At 64.2% G+C, this 19062-nt stretch carries 17 protein-coding genes; 5 read left to right on the top strand and 12 right to left on the bottom strand.

What is annotated here, in order from left to right; translation table 11 throughout:
• Positions 1–4: 4 nt before the first annotated feature.
• From ABIA45_RS08480 to ABIA45_RS08455, 6 genes are all read right to left on the bottom strand, one after another.
• Positions 5–157: a hypothetical protein gene (locus ABIA45_RS08480; protein WP_036028094.1), complete on the bottom strand. Its 153-nt coding sequence runs from the start codon at positions 155–157 to the stop codon at positions 5–7.
• A gap of 236 nt (positions 158–393) precedes the next feature.
• Positions 394–2010: a sulfite reductase subunit alpha gene (locus ABIA45_RS08475; RefSeq protein WP_271537981.1), complete on the bottom strand. Its 1617-nt coding sequence runs from the start codon at positions 2008–2010 to the stop codon at positions 394–396.
• Complete coding sequence (locus tag ABIA45_RS08470) at positions 2007–3788, bottom strand: NirA family protein (RefSeq protein ID WP_404651690.1); 1782 nt, start codon at positions 3786–3788, stop codon at positions 2007–2009. Before ABIA45_RS08470 ends, ABIA45_RS08475 begins: the two co-directional genes overlap by 4 nt.
• A gap of 334 nt (positions 3789–4122) precedes the next feature.
• Entirely contained in the window at positions 4123–5286 is a 1164-nt protein-coding gene (locus ABIA45_RS08465) for a CmpA/NrtA family ABC transporter substrate-binding protein (protein ID WP_404651688.1), read from the bottom strand.
• On the bottom strand, positions 5283–5873 hold the full coding sequence (locus ABIA45_RS08460) for an ANTAR domain-containing response regulator (RefSeq protein ID WP_036012463.1): 591 nt from the start codon (positions 5871–5873) through the stop codon (positions 5283–5285). The genes ABIA45_RS08465 and ABIA45_RS08460 overlap by 4 nt, the downstream gene beginning before the upstream one ends.
• Positions 5874–6124: 251 nt before the next feature.
• On the bottom strand, positions 6125–6688 hold the full coding sequence (locus ABIA45_RS08455; RefSeq protein ID WP_271537978.1) for a hypothetical protein: 564 nt from the start codon (positions 6686–6688) through the stop codon (positions 6125–6127).
• 280 nt (positions 6689–6968) lie between these two features.
• On the opposite strand from ABIA45_RS08455, the gene rimO reads away from it, so the two are divergent.
• The gene (gene rimO / locus ABIA45_RS08450; protein WP_404651685.1) at positions 6969–8288 is read left to right on the top strand and encodes a 30S ribosomal protein S12 methylthiotransferase RimO; all 1320 of its coding nucleotides are present in this window, start codon (positions 6969–6971) and stop codon (positions 8286–8288) included.
• 100 nt (positions 8289–8388) lie between these two features.
• Here rimO and ABIA45_RS08445 read toward each other — a convergent pair whose 3' ends face one another.
• Positions 8389–9330, bottom strand: coding sequence for a hypothetical protein (locus ABIA45_RS08445; protein WP_404651683.1), 942 nt, complete (start codon positions 9328–9330; stop codon positions 8389–8391).
• Between the two features lie 122 nt (positions 9331–9452).
• Between ABIA45_RS08445 and ABIA45_RS08440 the strand changes: the two genes are divergently transcribed.
• Positions 9453–10610: a tetratricopeptide repeat protein gene (locus ABIA45_RS08440; protein WP_404651681.1), complete on the top strand. Its 1158-nt coding sequence runs from the start codon at positions 9453–9455 to the stop codon at positions 10608–10610.
• Between the two features lie 437 nt (positions 10611–11047).
• Positions 11048–12238 carry an acetylornithine transaminase gene (locus ABIA45_RS08435; RefSeq protein ID WP_404651679.1) on the top strand — a complete coding sequence of 397 codons (1191 nt, stop codon included), beginning with the start codon at positions 11048–11050 and terminating at the stop codon, positions 12236–12238.
• Positions 12239–12351: 113 nt separating this feature from the next.
• On the opposite strand, the gene ABIA45_RS08430 is transcribed toward ABIA45_RS08435, so the two are convergent.
• From ABIA45_RS08430 to pcsA, 3 genes are all read right to left on the bottom strand, one after another.
• Positions 12352–13326 (bottom strand): quinone oxidoreductase family protein, encoded by a 975-nt coding sequence (locus ABIA45_RS08430; RefSeq protein ID WP_404541030.1) that lies wholly within the window; start codon positions 13324–13326, stop codon positions 12352–12354.
• 85 nt (positions 13327–13411) lie between these two features.
• On the bottom strand, positions 13412–14137 hold the full coding sequence (locus ABIA45_RS08425) for a TerC family protein (RefSeq protein WP_036012482.1): 726 nt from the start codon (positions 14135–14137) through the stop codon (positions 13412–13414).
• On the bottom strand, positions 14134–14913 hold the full coding sequence (gene pcsA, locus ABIA45_RS08420; protein ID WP_404541028.1) for a phosphatidylcholine synthase: 780 nt from the start codon (positions 14911–14913) through the stop codon (positions 14134–14136). The genes ABIA45_RS08425 and pcsA overlap by 4 nt, the downstream gene beginning before the upstream one ends.
• 87 nt (positions 14914–15000) lie before the next feature.
• Between pcsA and ABIA45_RS08415 the strand changes: the two genes are divergently transcribed.
• The gene (locus tag ABIA45_RS08415) at positions 15001–16185 is read left to right on the top strand and encodes a UbiH/UbiF family hydroxylase (protein WP_271537972.1); all 1185 of its coding nucleotides are present in this window, start codon (positions 15001–15003) and stop codon (positions 16183–16185) included.
• A gap of 227 nt (positions 16186–16412) precedes the next feature.
• Here the strand turns inward: ABIA45_RS08415 and ABIA45_RS08410 are convergent, their stop codons facing one another.
• Entirely contained in the window at positions 16413–17366 is a 954-nt protein-coding gene (locus tag ABIA45_RS08410) for an AEC family transporter (protein WP_157288139.1), read from the bottom strand.
• Between the two features lie 106 nt (positions 17367–17472).
• On the opposite strand from ABIA45_RS08410, the gene hspQ reads away from it, so the two are divergent.
• Entirely contained in the window at positions 17473–17805 is a 333-nt protein-coding gene (gene hspQ, locus ABIA45_RS08405) for a heat shock protein HspQ (protein ID WP_008564941.1), read from the top strand.
• A 296-nt stretch (positions 17806–18101) separates the two neighbouring features.
• Here the strand turns inward: hspQ and ABIA45_RS08400 are convergent, their stop codons facing one another.
• Complete coding sequence (locus tag ABIA45_RS08400) at positions 18102–18938, bottom strand: invasion associated locus B family protein (RefSeq protein ID WP_271537971.1); 837 nt, start codon at positions 18936–18938, stop codon at positions 18102–18104.
• Between the last annotated feature and the right edge of the window lie 124 nt (positions 18939–19062).

Here is a 19062-nt window from a genome sequence, read left to right as displayed (position 1 = left end):
CACATCAGAACGGATGCACCGACAGCGTCCCGAACACGATCGCCGCGATCACCGCAAACGCGCTGTACATCGCAACGTGGTGCATGCTCGCCCCGGTCCGGCGCGAGAGCGAGCGCGCGTAGAAGTGCAGCCTGGCTTCCGCCGATAGTTCGCGCATGGTCGATCTCCAACGCCCCATTTGCGGGAGTATGAAGGATCAACCAGGACGGGAGGCAAGACGGTGGCGGAAATAGCGATGAGGGTTCTCTGGAGACCCCCCATCGCAGACGCAAATTCTCTTGACCAGCAGGTTCCGAGAATCTTATTCGTTAAAGTCCGAGCCAGTTGGAACCGACTCGGATGACAATCGGATGACACCGAAGGCCGAAGCGCGATGATCCGACGCTTCAACCGCTAATACACGTCAGCCTGGAAGCGGCCGGTCTTCTTGAGCTCGGCGACGAAGCTGACGGCTTCATCCGTCGAACGTGCCCCGAACTGGGCGACGATGTCGACCAGCGCGCGCTCGACGTCCTTGGCCATGCGCTTGGCATCGCCGCAGATGTAGAGATGCGCTCCCTCGGCGAGCCAGGTCCACAATTCGCGGCCGACCTCGCGCATGCGGTCCTGCACGTAAAACTTCTTCTCGCCGTCGCGCGACCAGGCCAGCGACAGGCGCGTCAGAAGCCCGGAGGTCTTCATGGCGTTGAGCTCGTCCTGATAGAAGAAATCGCAATCGCTGCGCTGATGGCCGAAGAACAGCCAGTTCTTGCCGGGCGCGCCGGTCGCCTTGCGGTCGAACAGGAAGGCGCGGAACGGCGCGATGCCGGTGCCGGGACCGACCATGATGATCGGCGTCTTCGGGTCCTGCGGCAGGCCGAAATTGTGCGCCTTCTGCACATAGACCTTGAGCTTCTCGCCTTCGTTGATCCGCTCGCCGAGGAAGGTCGAGGCGACGCCGAGCCGCCTGCGCTTGCCGATGACGTAGCGCACCGAGTCCACCGTCAGTGACAGCTTTCCCGGCGTCGCATTGTGCGAGGACGAGATCGAGTAGAGCCGCGGCTGCAGCGGCTCCAGCGCCTCGACGAAGGCCTCGGGATGCGGCCGCGTGCCGGAAAACTTCTGCAGTGCCGCCATCACGTCGAGCGTCGCGGCATCGCCATCGGGATCCTCCCCCTGCGCCAGCGCCCGCGCCTTCTCGCGCTGCGCGCCGCCGGTGATGAAGGAGATCAGCTCGAACAGCGTGTCGGGCGCCGGCGACAGCGAGACGTCGTCGATCAGCACCTCGCGCAGCGTCTTGCCGTTGACCTTGGTCGTGTGGGAGGCGCCGAGCAGCGCGATGATCTGGTCGACGAGGCCGACGTCGTTGCGCGGGAAAACGCCGAAGGAATCGCCAACGACATAGTCGAGCTTGCCCTCGGAGAGATCGAACTCGATGTGATAGGTCTCCTTCTCCGACTTGCCCTTGTTGAGAAGACGGCGCGACAGGAAGGTCGCCTGGATCGGATTATCCCGCGAGCGGCCGGGCTCTGCGATCGTCACGGTCACGGCCGGCGCCGGAGCGCCGGCCTTGTCAGCGGTCTTGTCCGTGATCTTGGCCGCGGGCGCCTTGTCGAGCTCCTCGTACAGCGACTTCAGCATCCGCGCAGTTTCCTTGCCGCCGGGGACGCACAGATTGAGCCGCGCTTCGCTGCGGGACGCGATCGCTTCCGAATAATCGTGGCAATTGTAGCCGCACTGGCCGCAATCCTGCTGTGCCATCGCCGCCATCATCTTGCGGCGCAGGGGACGGCCTTCGGCAAGCTTCATCCGCTCGGCGATCGGCATGGTCTGATCGTGCCACGGCGCTTCGCCGTCGTCGCCGTCACCGGCCGGCATGACCGCGGCGCCCTGCTCTGGCGACAGCGGCGTTGCGACATCAGGCGAGAGCAGTCCGGCAAAGAAGCCGTTTAGCCAGGAGCGCTGCGCGTCGGAGAATGGCGCGCTGGCGGGGATGATATCGAGTTTCGGCGGAGGCGTGATCTGGTTCATGCGGACACCTGTGCATCGGCAAGCTTGCGCAGCGTTTCGCCGTCATGGCGGCGCGCGAAGGAGAGGAAGGTTTCGTCGGGCGAGGCGCGATTGGCGAGATAGGCCTTGAGCAGCGCCTCGACCGTCTTCGGTGCGTCCTCGGCCTTGAGGTCGTGATAGACTTCCTGCCCGACATCGGCGTCGGGGCCGAACCCGCCGCCGGTGAAGAGGTGATAGCCCTCGACGGTGTCCTCCTCATTGACCGGCACGCGCGCGCCGATCAGTCCGATGTCGCTGATGTAATGCTGCGCGCAGGAATGATGGCAGCCGGTCAGGTGGATGTTCACCGGCTTGTCCATCGCGACGCGCGGTTCGCACCAGTCACCGATCTCCGCGGCATTGCGCTTGGTATTGGACGCCGCGAAGCGGCAGCCGGCATTGCCGGTGCAGGCGATCAGGCCGGCGCGGATGTGCGAGGCCTCGACCGCGAGCCCGATCTGCTTGATGGCGGCAATGGCAAGCTCGACATTCGCGTCGCGCACGCCCGAGATCAAGAGGTTCTGCCAGACCGTGAGGCGGATCTCGCCGTCGCCGAGGTCGCGCGCGACCTTGGCGAGGCCCCGCATCTGATCGGAAGTGAGCTTGCCGAGCGTGAGCGATACGCCGATCCAGTTGAGGCCATCCTGCTTCTGCTTGTGCACGCCGATATGCGCCATGCGATCCGCCGCGGCCCGCGGCGCGAACGCCTCTTCCGGCACGCGCGTGAACGGCGTCTTCAACTGCTCCTCGACCAGCTTGAGGAAGCCGTCATGGCCCATCGCGTCGAGCACGTATTTCAGCCGTGCCTTGTTGCGGTTGGTGCGGTCGCCATGCTCGATGAACACGCGCACGATGGCGTCGGCGACGGCGGTCGCCTGCTCCGGCCTGACGATGATGCCGGAATATTTCGCAAAATCCTTGTGGCCGGTGATACCGCCGAGGCCGAGCCGGAACCAGACCCCCGGCTCGACGCCGAAACCGTCCTTTACCTCATAGGCCGTGAAGGCGATGTCGTTGGTCTCTTCCAGCACCGCGATCCGGCCGGCGCCGTCGAAGGCGACGTTGAACTTGCGCGGCAAGCCGTAGAGCGAGCGGTCGTTGAGGATGTGGTAGTGCCACTCGCGAGCATAGGGCCGCGTGTCGATGATTTCCTGCGGATCGATGCCGGCGGTCGGCGTCCCCGTCACGTTGCGGATGTTGTCGGCGCCGGAGCCGCGCGAGCACAGGCCGAGATCCTGGATGCCCTCGATCATTCTGATCGCGTGCTTCGGCGGGATCTCGCGCAGCTGGAGATTGGCGCGCGTGGTCACGTGGCTGTAGGGGCCGCAGAGCTCGTCGGCGAGATCGGCAAGGCCTGACAGCTGCCAATGCTTCATGATGCCGTTCGGGATGCGCAGGCGGCACATGTAGGAGTCCTGCGTCGGCGCGACATAGAAGATGCCGTAGTAGCGCCAGCGGAAATTGTCCGCCGGGCTCGGCGGGGTGTTGTCGAGCGCCTGCTGGCGCAGCCGCGGATAGGCGTCGAAGGGATGCTCGTCGCGCTTGAACTTCTCCTGATCGGCGAGCTTCTTGCCCGACGCGATCACCTTGTCCTGCGCCTTGATGTGCACGGCATCGGGACCCACAGGCTCGGCATTCGCCTTGCCGCTGCCGCCACCGAGGCCGCGGCCGACGCGGCTGATCTGCAGGCCGGTCGTGAAGCCTTCGAGATAGCGTTTCTGCTCGTCGGTAAAGTCGACTGAGAGCGTATCGATTTTCATGGTCGGTAACGAAGCTCCTGCGGCCACCAAAGTGGCTTCGACGGATTGGCGCGACCCGCGAGGAACTGAAGGCTGGCTCAGGAGCCGGCTTCGTCACCCACGGTCCGATCAGCTTCGTTGCTGCGGGACTTGGCTCAGCAGGCACCTATGACAAGCTGGCCGCAGCGCAACATTCAAGTTGCGTGCCAGCTTGGTCGAAATAAAAACCAATGAAGTTTCAGATGATTAGGACGTGTCCCGGAAACTGCTGACCTGGGAACTCTCCCGAAATACGAGCAACCAGCTCAAACATTAGCCAAGGATCTTAGATGCTCAAAAGCGAAGCAACCGCGAATCACGCCTTCCAGCGCCCGACTCCGAAGGCCTTGAGATGCCCGCGGATATCGGCGGGGTCGAAGGCCGGACCGGCAAAGGCGCCGAACGCTGCGGGAGCCTCAAGCGGCGCCCTGTTGCCGAGCGCCGCGTCGTAGAGATCGGGCCTGAACACCGCCATCGCCGTCTTGACCCCGTCAGGGGTGAGCGCCGTCTGGCCCCAGCGCACCATCTGCGCATAGAGCCAGGCGGCCTGGACCGGATCGGGCCGCCCTGCCCCTTCGCGTCCGACCAGCAGGTAGCGGCCGCTTTCGCGGAAGGTGCCATCGGGCGAGATCTTCAGGCGCCCCGTGAGGGTGCGTTGGATGACCTCGGCGTCGACGCCGATCCGTTCGGGTTGCGCCAGGATCTGCGCCGCCTCGGTCCGGTTCTCGGGATGCTCGATGAACTCGGCGGCCTTCACGGCTGCCCGCACCAGGGCTGCGACCACGTCCGGATTCTTGTCGGCCCAGGTCTGGCGGATCGCCAGCACCTTCTCCGCCGCACGGACCAGAATGTCGGCGACGAAATGCAGGATATGGCCGACGCCGAGATCGACCGCGACCGAGTTCCAGGGCGCGCCGACGCAGAACGCATCGACATGGCCGTTCTTGAGACTGTCGACCATATAGGGCGGCGGCAGCACCACGAGGCGCACGTCCTCGTCGGGATCGACGCCCGCCGCGGCCATCCAGAACCGCAATTGATAATTGTGGGTGGAGAACGGGAAGGTCATGCCGAAGGTGAGCGGCTCGGCCCCCGCCTTGCGGCGCTTGGCAACCACCTTCGCCAGCGCTTTCGCCGTCGCCATCGGGTCGAAGCGATCGCCGTCGATCTCCTCCATCAGCGCGGCATGGAGCGCCGGCGACACCGTGATGGCATTGCCGTTGATGCCGAGATTGAAGGCCGCGGCGATCGGCACCTTGACGTGACCGAGGCCGAGCGAGGACGCGATCGCCACGGGCGCGAGCAGATGCGCCGCGTCGAACAGGCCGATATTGAGCTTGTCGCGGACGTTGGACCAGGAGACCTCGCGCACCAGCTCGACCTCGAGCCCCTCGGCGGCGGCAAAGCCTTTGTCGACCGCGACGATCAGCGCGGCGGCATCGACCAGCGGAATGAACCCGATGCGGAGGGGAACGGTCATTTCAGCATCTCCGACGCGGTGATGATCGACTGCGCGATCTCGCCGATTTTCTTCTTCTCGCGCATCGCGGTGGAGCGCAGCAGCACATAGGCCTCGTCCTCGGTCAGGCCCTTCACCTTCATCAGAATGCCCTTGGCGCGCTCGATGATCTTGCGGTCCTCGAGCTGCGACTTGGTGCGCTCCAGCTCCTCTTGGAGCTTGGCGAAGGCGTTGAAACGGGACACGCAAAGGTCGAGGATCGGCTTGATGCGCTCCTTCTTCAGCCCGTCGACGATATAGGCCGACACTCCCGCCTCGACCGAGGCCTGGATCGAGGCTGAATCGCTCTGGTCGACGAACATGGCGACCGGCCGCTTCACCGCGCGGCTGACCTGGAACATCGCCTCCAGCACGTCGCGGCTGGGGTTTTCGAGATCGATCACGATGATGTCGGGGTCCGCCGCATAAATACGGGCCAGCAGGCTCTGCATCTCGCTGATATGGACGACTTGGGTAAACCCGGCCTCGCGCAATCCCTCCTCCAGGATCGCGGCCCGGATCGGGCTTTCGTCGACGATCACGATTTTGGGCGACTGTTCGGCGCTCATGGCTCACTCACGGCAGCTGATTCATCCATAGCACGCCGGATCGCCCTGCAAAGGGTTGTAATTATGCGCAATTGGAACTAGCTCAGGCCAGTCGATCAGGCAGATCAGACATGGATCAGACGGCTGCGCCCAAGGTCAGCTTCGGGTCGCTCGGATGTCCCTGACACGACGAATGTAAACTTTCGATGCCACCCACCCGCAAGAAACGCTCGCGCAGGTCAGCCTTCAGCTGCGAAGCAGAACTCATGCTCTCACGGAATCTTCGCGCCAACGATCATCTTGTCGAGAAGTGGCACCGCGGCTAGCACCGCCGCCTCAGTGCGCCCGGAGACCGCTAGCCGCACGACGTAGGAATTGCCGTCTTTGTCGCGGTCGGCGTAATGCGCGATGACTTCGATCGGCTGGTCCTTCAAGGATGGATTGTCGTAGCGGTTGATGATGACCTTCGGGCTGACCGAGGGAAGCGTGGTGATCTTGGCATGGTCGCCGGATGTCGTCGCCCAATCCTTATCACTCGTTGCGATCCATTGAACCAGTTCGGTCCGGTCCTCGTTATAGCGGCCTTCGGCATAGATGATTGCTTCTGCTTTACCGAATGTCTTCCCTTTAGGAACGAACATCGATGCGCCGTATTTGAGACTCGCGGCCTCGTCCCTCGCCCAACCATGAGGTGCTTTCACGCGTGGCCTGAATTCCGGGCACAATCGTTCCTGCCGATCGCAGACATGGATGATCTTGTCGACTTCAGCGCGCGCCGGAAACATGGCGCCATAGGAAACGGTGACGAAAGCCAAGCCGAAGATGAAGCGGCGCATCGTGGTTAAGCTCCGTGAAATCAAGCAAGAAACCGAATAACAACCAAAACGGGCATGTTCGAGCAATTCACCTCGGATCTTCCACTCGCTCGATCCGAATGAGCTTCCAGACCAGGAACCGTCAGTCAGTAATATCGTCGCTGGTGACTGGCCGATCACGCCAACTACGCGCGCGTACTGCTTTAGCCGCGCGCCGCATACGTTAGTTGTTGAATTTCGCCATCGGTTCAATTACTTGGATCGCAAATCCAGACAATTCAGATAGGCTCCAGGCGATTACATGGACAGAGCGCCGCGCATTTCATTCACGTCACTCGGCTGCCCCAAGGCCTTGGTGGATTCCGAGCGCATCATCACGCGCCTGCGCGCGGAGGGCTATGAGCTCGCCCGCAAGCATGACGGGGCGGACATCGTCATCGTCAACACCTGTGGCTTCCTCGACAGCGCCAAGCAGGAATCGCTGTCGGCGATCGGCGAGGCCATGGCCGAGAACGGCAAGGTGATCGTGACCGGCTGCATGGGCGCGGAACCGGAAGCGATCGAGCAGGCCTATCCGGGCGTGCTGTCCATCACCGGCCCGCAGCAATATGAGAGCGTGCTGGACGCCGTGCACCGCGCGCTGCCGCCGGCGCACAATCCGCATCTCGACCTGGTGCCGCCGCAGGGCATCAAGCTGACCCCGCGCCACTACGCCTATCTGAAGATTTCCGAGGGCTGCAACAACCGCTGCACCTTCTGCATCATTCCGAAGCTGCGCGGCGACCTCGTCTCGCGTCCCGCCGATGACGTGCTGCGCGAGGCCGAGCGCCTCGTCGGCGCCGGCGTCAAAGAGCTCCTGGTGATCTCGCAGGACACTTCAGCCTACGGCGTCGATCTCAAATATGCCGAGAGCCCGTGGAAGAACCGCCAGGTCCGCGCAAAATTCCTCGACCTCGCGCGCGAGCTCGGCGAGTTGGGAGCCTGGATCCGGCTGCAATATGTCTACCCCTACCCGCATGTCGACGAGGTCATTGCGCTGATGACCGAGGGCAAGGTGCTGCCCTATCTGGACATCCCGTTCCAGCATGCGAGCCCCGAGGTGCTGAGGGCGATGAAGCGTCCGGCGGCGCAGGACAAGACGCTGGCGCGGATCAAGCGCTGGCGCGAGGAATGCCCCGATCTCGCCTTGCGCTCGACCTTCATCGTCGGCTTCCCCGGCGAGACCGATGCCGACTTCGCCTATCTGCTCGACTGGCTCGAGGAGGCCGAGATCGATCGCCTCGGCTGCTTCAAATACGAGCCGGTCGCCGGCGCCACCTCGAACGCGATCGAGAACCCCGTCCCTGAAGAGGTCAAGCAGGAGCGCTACAACGCGCTGATGGCCCGGCAGCAGAAGATCTCGGCGCGGCGGCTGAAGCGCAAGGTCGGCACGCGGCAGCAGGTCATCATCGACGAGGTCGGCCCAACCGTGGCGAAGGGCCGCTCCAAGGCCGATGCGCCGGAGATCGACGGCGCGGTCTATCTCTCCAGCCGCCGCCCCTTGCGTGTCGGCGAGATCGTCACCGCCAAGATCGAGCGCGCCGACGCATACGATCTGCACGGCAGCGTCGCCGGGTTCTGACCGCGTTCAGTCATTGCGAGCGTAGCGAAGCAATCCAGAATCCCTCCGCGGGAACCGTCTCGATTGCTTCGCTGCGCTCGCAAAGACAGTGTGGAGACAATCACGCCAGCCATTTCGGCACCCAGCGCTCCGGCCTTGGTCCGCGGGCGAGATCGGCCTGAGCCTCGGATAACTTCGCCGGTTCGCCGTCGATGGTCGGGCGCGCATCGTATTCGAAGCTCGGCATGACGCGGCCGTCGGCGTAGAGGCCGAACCTCATCGCATACCATAACCCTAGCTCAGGCTGAGCCTTCCACATCTGTTCGCGCAGATCGCGCAGCAGGGATTCGATCGAAGCGGCTTCCTCGAACGGCTGCGGTCCGCGCGTCAGCACGCGCGCTTGGTATTGCTTGCCGACGATCGCGACCTCGAAACGCGTCTTATCCCAGGCATTCTTGCCCTTGGGCAGATGCGCGGCCAGCCGCCAGCCGAGTTCGGCCATCATGCGATGGTTGGCCCAATAGTCCTCGCGGTCCCGACTCCATTTTTCCATGAAGCCGCGGAAATCAGGCAGCTCCGGCGCTCCGTCGTCACACGTCGCCTTGTCGCCAATGGGCTGGCCAGCGAGCCATTGCGCAAGTTCGACGGTCTGAGGCTCGACGTCGTCACGCGGCTTCAGATCGCTCCAGGCCCTGTCGAATTGCTGCGACGTCAGCCTCGTCAGCAGCGCATCGAGGCTCGGCGCCAGCAGCTCGTAATCACCCTCGGAGCCCAGACCGACGATCGGCGGATTGTCTCGATCAAGACCCGCGCCATACCAGCCGCCGACGGCCGAGCCGTCAGGCAGGCGCATGAACAGCGAGAACCTGTCGCGCAAGGGACTGCCGTCGACGATCGGCGCGGAGTCCGAGAATTGGCCCTGCAGCGAGAAGCAGCCGACGCTGCCCCACGGGCGCCCTTTCAGCCAGGCCGCAAAGTCGACCAGCAGCGGCGGCGCCTCGATGCCGGGCGGAAACGCACCGCGGACGCTGTCGAGATCGATCGGATAGGGCGTATCGGACAAGGCTTTGCGCTATCTGGTTGGTCCCGCCTTCTTGGTCTGGGCGGTGGTGCATTCGGTTCGAACCAAGTCGCGTCCTTCGATCACAAACACGCTAGAGGCGCAATGGTTTCGACGCGGAAACAATGAAACACGATGAAACGTCAGGGATTCTCCTCAAGCTGTCCGCAATCGGCCTGACGATGACCCTGCTCGCGCTGCCGGCCCCCGCCAACGCGCGATCACCATCCGCCGCGCAGGCCCGCCAGTGGTGCTTCGCAAACGACGGCGGAGGCAGTGACGGCCGGCGCTTCGCCGGCTGCTCGGCCCTGCTCAAGGCCAATCCCGACGATGTGCACGCGCTCGCCAATCGCGGCGAAATGTTTCGGCGACGTGGCGAGGCCGAGCGCGCCGTGGCGGATTTCAGCCGTGCCATCGATCTTGGTGCCAGGGATCCCGACCTCCTGTACAATCGCGGCATCGCCTATGACGATCTCGGCGATGCCGATCGCGCCATTGCCGACTACACGCGCGCCATTCGGCTGAACGCCCGCGACCCGCTCTATTTCAACAACCGCGGCAACTCCTACATTCACAAGAAAGCGTACGAGCTCGCGATGGCCGACTACGATCGGGCCATCAAGCTCGATCCGAAATTCGCGCTCGCCTATTTCAATCGCGGCACCGCCTTCAGCAACCACGGCGACGATGCGCGCGCACTTGCGGACTTTAATCTGTCGATCAAGTTCGACCCGAACTACGGGCCGGCTTACGGCAACCGCGCCCGCATCTATCGCGACCGCGGCGACCGCCCCCGAGCGCTGGCCGATTTCGCCAGATCGGTCGATCTCAGTCCGAACAACGACCGCGACTACTATGCGCGCGCGAACATGTATTTTGATACGCACGATTATGCGCTGGCGCTCGACGATTACGACCGCTCCATCAGAGCGAATGCGAACCGCGCGGACGTGTTCAATTCGCGCTGCTTCACCCGCGCGATCGTCGGCCGCCTGCAGGAGGCGCTGGCCGATTGCGAGCAGTCGCTCAAGATGACTCCCAACGAGGCCTACACGCTGGACAGCCGCGCCCTCGCCCATCTCAAGCTGGGCAACCTCGACGCGGCGATCGCCGATTACGATGCCGCGCTGAGCATCAAGCCGGGGCTCGACGGCTCGCTCTACGGCCGCGGACTGGCGAAGCGCAAGAAGGGTGACAGCGAAGGCGCCGAGCGCGACATCGCGGCCGCAAAGGCGATCAACGCCGGCATCGCCGATGTGTTCTCGCACTATGGCGTGGAGTAAGCGTCACGTTAGGAATGTGACACTATAATGCATTCACGCAGCGGTCACGGACTCGGCCTAACTCTGCCCGCGCTGTCCGGAATTCGCCGCTCAAGCTGCTGCGCGTCGGGCTGATGACACGGATTGGGGCGACGAAGAAGCCGAGGAAGCCGCGCACCCGACCTGACCGATGCACGCTCGGCGAGCATCTTGCGAAATGCCTGCTTGACAAGTCCTGCCATTCGGCTGTACGGACGCGCCCCATGATCAACGCTCGGACCAACCAGCGCACCGAAATGCTCCGCCGTCGCTCGCGCGACGACGAGAGGGTGCGCCATGTCCGAGGACGCCGCTGAACCACTGAATTCAGCCAGTTTTTCGAGAAAGGCCGCACCCGCAAGGTGCGGCCTTTCTGCTTTTTGCGCCCTTTTTCCACCCCGCCTCCAGAGGAGTACGACATGACCACGCATCCGTATGACGCGCTGATGGACATCACCGCACGGCCGAAGACCGTGTTCGTCCGCGGCGCCGGCTCCTACCTCTGGGACGACAGCCGCAAGCGCTATCTCGACTTCGTGCAGGGCTGGGCCGTGAACTGCCTCGGCCATTCCCCGCCCGCGATCGCCGACGCGCTCGCAGCTCAAGCCAGGCGGCTGCTGACGCCGAGCCCGGCCTTCTACAACGAGCCGAGCCTGAAGCTGGCGCAGGCGCTGGTCGAGAACAGCGCCTTCGATCAGGTGTTCTTTGCCAATTCGGGCGCGGAAGCCAATGAGGGGGCGATCAAGCTCGCGCGCAAATATGGCAGCCTGCACAAAGGCGGCGCGTTCGAGATCATCAGCTTCGAAGGCGGCTTCCACGGCCGGACGCTGGCGACGATGTCGGCTTCGGGCAAGAAGGCGTTCGAGCCGCTGTTCGAGCCGAAGGTCGCGGGCTTCAAGAAGGCCAAGCTCAACGACATCGGCTCGGTGGAAAAGCTGATCAACGCCAATACCGTCGCCGTGATGCTCGAGCCGATCCAGGGTGAATCCGGCGTGTGGCCTGCGACCGATCAGTTCCTGCAGCAGCTGCGCGCGCTGACCGAAGCGCATGGCCTCTTGCTTATTTTCGACGAGATCCAGACCGGCATGGGACGGACCGGAAAGCTCTTCCATTATGAGCACACGGCGATTGCGCCCGACATCATGACGCTCGGCAAGGGCATCGGCGGCGGCGTGCCGCTCGCGGCCCTGCTCGCGAGCGAACGCGCCTCATGCTTCGAGCACGGCGATCAGGGCGGCACGTTCAACGGCAACCCGATCATGTGCGCGGCGGGCCTCGCGGTGCTCGAGGAGGTCAAGAAGCCCGACTTCCTGAAGGCGGTCACCGAGACCGGCCTCCTGCTCGAAAGCGAGCTGCAGAAGGTCTCGGCCCGGCATGGCCTCGGTGGCGTGCGCGGGCGCGGCCTGTTGCTCGCGCTCGATCTCAAGCTGCCGATCGCACCCGGCATCGTCGCGCAGGCGTTCGAAGCCGGCGTGCTGCTGAACGCGCCGCAGGTCGACAGCTTGCGCTTCATGCCGGCATTGAACGTCACGAAGGAAGAGATCGCCGAGATGATCGAATGTCTCGACGCGATCTTGACCAAGGCCGGCGCGGCGAGACGCGTCGCATAGTGCTGTAGGGTGGGCAAAGCGAAGCGTGCCCACCATTTTTCACCGCAATGAAGATGGTGGGCACGGCGCTCCGCGCCTTTGCCCACCTTACGAAACCGCCGATGCCGAAAGAGTTACGGCTTCAAGATCGAAGCCCCCGTCGTCTTGCGGCTTTCGAGATCGGTGTGCGCCTTGGCGGCGTCCTTCAGCGCGTAGGCGTGGTTGATCGGCACGTGCAGCTTGCCGTTGATGACCGCGGCGAACAGGGTGTCGGCGCCTTCGAGCAGTTCCTTGCGCGTGCCGACATAATCGTTGAGCTTCGGTCGCGTCGCGAACAGCGAGCCGTGATTGTTGAGCTCGGCAATCGCGAATGGCGGCACGGGGCCCGAAGCATTGCCGAACGAGACGAACATGCCGCGCGGCTTCAGGCAGGACAGCGAGCCCGGGAACGTCGCCTTGCCGACGCCGTCATAGACGACGTCGCAGCCCTCGTTGCGGCTGATCTGCTTCACGCGCGCAACGAAATCCTCCTCGTTGTAGAGGATGACGTGATCGCAGCCATTGGCCTCCGCAAGCTCGGCCTTCTCGCGCGAGCCGACGGTGCCGATGACATGCGCGCCAAGCGCCCTCGCCCATTGGCAGGCGAGCAGGCCGATGCCGCCGGCGGCGGCGTGGACCAGAACGCGATGATGCGGCTCGACCTTGAAGGTCTTGTGCAGCAGATACCAGACCGTCAGCCCCTTCAACATCAGCACGGCGCCCTGCTCGTAGGTGATGTGATCGGGCAGCTTGACCAGCTTCTCCCAAGGGATGTTGCGCTCGCCGGTATAGGCGCCGAGATTGTGGTAATACGCAACGCGATCGCCGGGGTGAAAATTCGTTACGCCTGGCCCGACCGCTGTGACCTCGCCCGAAGCCTCATTGCCGGCGATGAAGGGAAGCCCCGGCGCCTTGTAGAGGCCGGTGCGGTAATAGACGTCGATGAAATTGAGGCCGACCGCGTGCTGGCGGATGCGCACCTCGCCGGGCCCGGGCGCCGGCACGTCGACGCTCTCATAGACCAGGGCTTCGGGGCCTCCGACCTTGTGCACACGGATGGCTTTCGTCATCACCTGACCTCCTCTTCTTGCGGCTGAGCGAAAGCCATCGCGCCCGCCTTGTCAACTCGACGCCGACTGGAACGACCCAACGCGACTACTTGGCGGCTTTCCGGCGGTTGCGCCTCGCCAGCACGTTGAAGAACTCCACCGCCGCCGAGAACGCTATTGCGAAATAGATGTAGCCGCGCGGAATGTGGAAGTGGAATCCGTCCGCAACCAGCGCGACGCCGATCAGCACCAGGAAGGCCAGTGCAAGCATCTTGGTGGTCGGATGCTCCGCGACGAATCGCGCCACCGGGCCCGCCGAAACGTACATGACCGCGCATGCGATCACGACCGCCGCGATCATGATCTTGATGTCCTCGGCCATGCCGATCGCGGTGATGATCGAGTCCAGCGAGAACACGATGTCGATGATCACGATCTGGACGATCACCCAGAAGAAGGCGCTGCCTGTGGAGTCCTTCTCGCTCGCGTCGTGATCGGATTCGACCTCGCCGTGAATCTCATGTGTGGCCTTGGCGATCAGGAAGAGGCCGCCGCCGATCAGGATGAGGTCGCGCCAGGAAAAAGCATAGCCCTGAATCGAGAGCACCGGAGCGGTCAGGCCGATCAGCCAGACCAGGAGACTGAGCAAGATGAGGCGAAAGACCAGTGCCAGCGCAAGCCCGATCTGGCGAGCGCGCTGCGCCGGTTTCTCGGGAAGACGCGAGACGAGCACCGAGATGAAGATGACGTTGTCGATGCCGAGCACGATCTCGAGCGCCGTCAAGGTGAGCAGCGCGGCCCAGGCTTCCGGGCTGGTCAGCAGCTCCATCACGCCGATAATCTCGCCAGGGATTTCGCCAACCGGATCAAGGCATCGCTGAAGCTGATCCAGAGCGCGATGGCGCAGAGCACGATGGTCACCCCGGTGCCGACGCGAAAATCCATTTGCAGTGTGTAGAAGGCGAGCACCGCCCAGATCGCGATCAGCGACATCGTCAACCAGCGCAGCCGCACGACCCTGACAGGGTGCAGCACATGGAACGGCACGAACGTCAGCACGACCAGCGCGGCGACCAGCAGCGTCGCCCACAGCGGCGGCCAATGCAGCAGGAACAGATAGAACGCGGCCGCGTTCCACAGCGCCGGGAAGCCGCGGAAATGATTGTCGTCGGCCTTCATGCGCTGGTCGGCGAAGTACAGTGCACTGGTGACGATGATGGCGATGCCCAGCAAGGGAGCCGCCACCGGCAGCAGCATGCCGCTCGCGACGATCGCATAGGCCGGCACGAAGACATAGGTGCAGAAGTCGACCACGAGATCGAGCACGTCGCCCGACCAGTTCGGCTGCACGTTCTTGACGTCGAGTCGGCGCGCGATCGGCCCATCGATCGCGTCGATGATCAGGGCGACGCCCAGCCATTGAAACATCGCCGCCCAGTGCTCGCGCACGGCCTCCAGCATCGCCAGGAGCGCGAGCGCCGCGCCGAACGCGGTGAAGATGTGCACCGAGAAGGCTGCGGCGCGGATCGCCGGTCTCGGCTTCAGGGAATCCTGCTGCGTATCCATGGCTTCTGCTATCAGAATGCGACCGGTTTGCACATCCGCCATTGCGGCGCACGATCGCAAAATTCGCCATAAAATCAGGGAAATATAGGTGGGCTTGAATTTGCCGCCCGGCGTGTCAAATGTCGTTCCATGATAGACGCATCGACACTCCATGACGCGGCCGTGATTGGCGGCGGACCTGCCGGCCTTGCCGCGGCGATCGCCCTGGCGCAGGCGGGTGCCCGGACCGCACTGGTGGCGCGCCGCGTTCCCTATGCCGACAATCGCACCACCGCATTGCTCGGCGCCTCCATCGATCTATTGGAAGGCCTCGACGTCTGGTCGCGCTGCAGAGACAAGGCGGCTGCGCTGGAAGTCATGCGCCTCGTCGACGACACCGGCCGGCTGTTTCGTGCGCCGGAGGTGCGCTTCTCCTGTCACGAAATCGGCCTCGATGCGTTCGGCTATAACATCGACAATCGCTCGCTGATGCTGGCGCTGGAAGCGCGCGCGGCCGAGCTGCCCAATCTCGTCCGCTTCGACGACGAGGCCGAAAGCGTCGTCATCGAAGCCGTCGACGTCGCGCTGCGCACGGCGTCCGGACAGTTTCTCTCGGCCCGCCTGGTGGTGGGCGCCGACGGCCGGCACTCGCTGTGCCGCGAGGCTGCTGGCATCGAGGTGACGCGGCGCGAGTTGAACCAGACCGCGTTGACCTTCAACGTCAGCCATGCCCGGCCGCATCGCAACGTCTCGACCGAGTTCCACACGCCGCACGGGCCTTGCGTGTTCGTGCCCCTGCCCGGCGACCGCTCCAGCATCGTCTGGGTCGCAGCGCCTGCGCAGGCTGAACGGCTGCGCGGCTTGAGCGACGAGGAGCTGTCGGGGGCGATCGAGAAGCAGTCGCATTCGATCCTGGGCCGGATGAATGTGGAGCCTGGGCGCAACCTGTTCCCGCTCGCGATCGAGCGGCCGAAATGCTTCGGCCGCGACCGTATCGCGCTGGTCGGCGAAGCCGCCCATGTGGTGCCGCCGATCGGCGCCCAGGGCCTGAATCTCGGCCTGCGCGATGCCGCCGACATTGCCCGGCTCGCGGGCGAGGCCATCGCCGCGGGACAGGATCCGGGCGCGGACGATGTGCTCAAGCGTTATGACCGCGCCCGCCGGCCGGACATCTTGAGCCGCACCTTTGCGATCGACATCGCCAACCGCTCTTTGCTCAACGACTTCCTGCCGCTCCAGCCCGTCCGCGCCGTCGGCATGCACCTCCTCGGCGCCATCGGCCCGCTCCGGCGCTTCGCCATGCGCGAAGGCCTGACGCCGACCTGGCGGCGGTAGCCTTATAGCCTTTAGGTTGAACAGACATGCCGCGGGCTCGGTGCAACCTCTCCCGCTTGCGGGGGAGGTCGGCGCGAAGCGCCGGGTGGAGGCTCTCTCCGCGACGGGATTTTTTCTGCACTCTCGACAATCCCGACGCGGAGAGAGCCCTCTCCCCGACCCTCTCCCGCAAGCGGGAGAGGGAGCGCACCGGCCCCGCGGAAGAGATCAAGCCAATCTCATCACCTTCAAGGAAACGCCAACCTTCCCGTCTGGATCGCCCACATCACGCTGGTCAGCGTGACCACGGAGGCGAAGGTGCCAAGCAGCACTGCGACGGAGGCGGACTCGATCCAGGCATCGTTCTGCCGGGCGATGACGAACACGTTGAGTGCCGGCGGCAGCGCGGCCATCAGCACGGCGGTGGCGGCCCAGGGCTGCGCGAACGGGCCGAACGCCAGCATCAGGGCGAACGCCGCGAGCGGATGGATCAGCAGCTTGACCGCGATCACGCCCGGCACCTCCCACGGCACCCGATCGAACGGGCGGAGCGCCACGGTGACGCCGAGCACGAACAGCGCGGTCGGCGCGGCCGCGTTCTGCAGGAAGGTGATGGTGCGGTCGAGGGCGACCGGCAGCTCGATATGCAGCGCCGCCACCGCCGCGCCGAAGCAAGCCGACATGATCAGCGGATTGAGCACGATCTGCTTCAGCACGACGCCGAAAGCGTGGACGAGCGAGGGATGGTCGCGGTCGGAAAGCTCGATCAAGAGCGGCACGATCGTGAACAGGAAGATGCTGTCGCAGCAGAAGATCAGCGCGGTCGGCGCAGCCGCCTTCGGCCCCAGCACCGCGAGCGCAAGGCCAGGGCCCATATAGCCGATATTGCCATAGCCGCCGGAGAGGCCCGCGAGCGTCGCCTCGCGCAGCGTCAGCCGTCCGAGCAGCTTGCCGACCACGAGCGCTAGCGTGAACGCCGCGACCGTCGACAGCGTCGTCGCCACCAGGAACGGCGGGTTATTCAATTCCGAAAACGGCGTCTTCGACATGATCGCGAACAGCAGCGCCGGCAGCGACACGTAGAGCAGGAAGAAGTTCATCCAGGCGAGCCCCGATTCCGGGATGGACTTGACCTTGCCGCAGGCAAAACCGACGAAGATCAAGCCGAAATAAGGCAGCGCCAGATTGAGGATATCGACCATTGCTGAAGTTTTTTCTGAAGGCTTGGGGGCTATCCGCCCCGGAGACGAAGGTTAATTCCAGCTGAGGGCACTAGCATCGGCCACAATCCTGGTCTATCGACGGGGGATGATTAAAGCGCGGACCGCCAAATTCCAGATCGGACAGGTCGTTCGCCACCGGATCTTCTCGTTCCGGGGGGTGATTTTCGACATCGATCCGGAATTCAACAACACCGAGGAATGGTGGTTATCGATTCCCGAGGAAGTGCGGCCCCACAAGGACCAGCCGTTCTATCACCTGCTCGCGGAGAACGCGGAATCCGAATACGTCGCCTATGTCTCGGAGCAGAACCTATTGCCGGACGATTCCGGCGAGCCGGTCCGGCATTCCCAGGTCGCCGAGATCTTTATCAAGGACAAGGCCGGCGGCTATCGCCCGCGCAATCCCTCGCTGAACTAAAGCTTCAGAAACCGGGCCGGCGCCTCGGCTCCACCTCTCCCCGACGGGGAGAGGTCGGATTGCTATGGCGCGCATTGCGCGCCTGAGCAATCCGGGTGAGGAGCCGCAGCGCCCAGTGAGACTGTAACCCCTCACCCGGATCGCATCTTGCGATGCGATCCGACCTCTCCCTTCGGGAGAGTTGAACGGAGCCCGATAGTCGGCACCGCGTCCGTTGAGAATTGCGCACCATCGAGCGGCCAGCAAAAAAGGCGCTCCAACCGAGCGCCTTTTTCACGTCCGGGATTTTATCCCGATTACTTCTGACCGGTCGGAGCCGCGCCGGGCGCGCCACCACCCTGCTGCTCGAGCTTCTTGCGTTGCTCTTCGGCCTTCTTCTGCAGCTCTTCCTGCAGCTTCTTCTGGGTCTCCTCGAACACCTTCGGATCGGTCGGCGGACCGTCATAGGCCTTCTGGAATTCGCCGGTGAGCGGCAGCGGCAGGGTCAGCGGCGCGCCGTTGGCATTGATCGCCTGGACAACGAGATTCTGGCCCTTCTTCATGTTGTTGATGAGCTCGGGCGTGGCCTCGTAGTCGGACATGCAGCCGTTCTGGAAGCAGATCACATAGGGCTGCTGCAGCGGCGCGTTGCTGTCGACGATGATGCGGGTGCCGTGCACCAGCTGCATGCCGAGCGGCAGCGTCACGCGCAGGATCTTCTTCGGTTCGCCTTCCGGCTCGATGATCACGGCCGCGATGACCGGCTGGCCCGATTCGATACGGCCGTCCTTGCCGGTGAAGCAGACTTGCTTGGCATTGGCGTCCTGGCCCTTGAGGCAGAACTTGGTCCAGGGCGCATAGATCAGCTGGATCTGCTGGTCGGCGGGCTGGGCTCCGCCCTGCTGCGGGGCGCCTTGCGCCGGAGCCTGCTGGGCCTGCGGGGATGCTGCGGGCGCCGGAGCCTTGGGAGCTGCCTTGGGAGCAGCCGCCTTCGGAGCCGGGGCCGGGGAGGCCTTGGGCGCGGCGGGGGCGCCTGGGGCCGGCGCAGGGGTCTGGGCCTCGGCGGCAAACGGAACGGCCAACGCCGTCGCCGTCAACAGGGCGAGAAGTCGCCCGCGCGGCCGGACGGACGCGGCCAAGTAACGGAAATTCATTGCGGAAAACCCTTTCTGAACGGGAAGTGCCCGAACCGCTCCGAAGCGCCGAACCTGGCCGCCTTGGGCGCGGCTCTCTCCCCGTCAATTGAGGCGGATAAGTGACGGGCTCGACGCTCTTGCG

The sequence above is a fragment of the Bradyrhizobium sp. USDA 336 genome (assembly GCF_044908355.1).
GTDB lineage: Bacteria > Pseudomonadota > Alphaproteobacteria > Rhizobiales > Xanthobacteraceae > Bradyrhizobium > Bradyrhizobium yuanmingense.
This window is presented reverse-complemented; position numbering and strand designations above follow the sequence as displayed.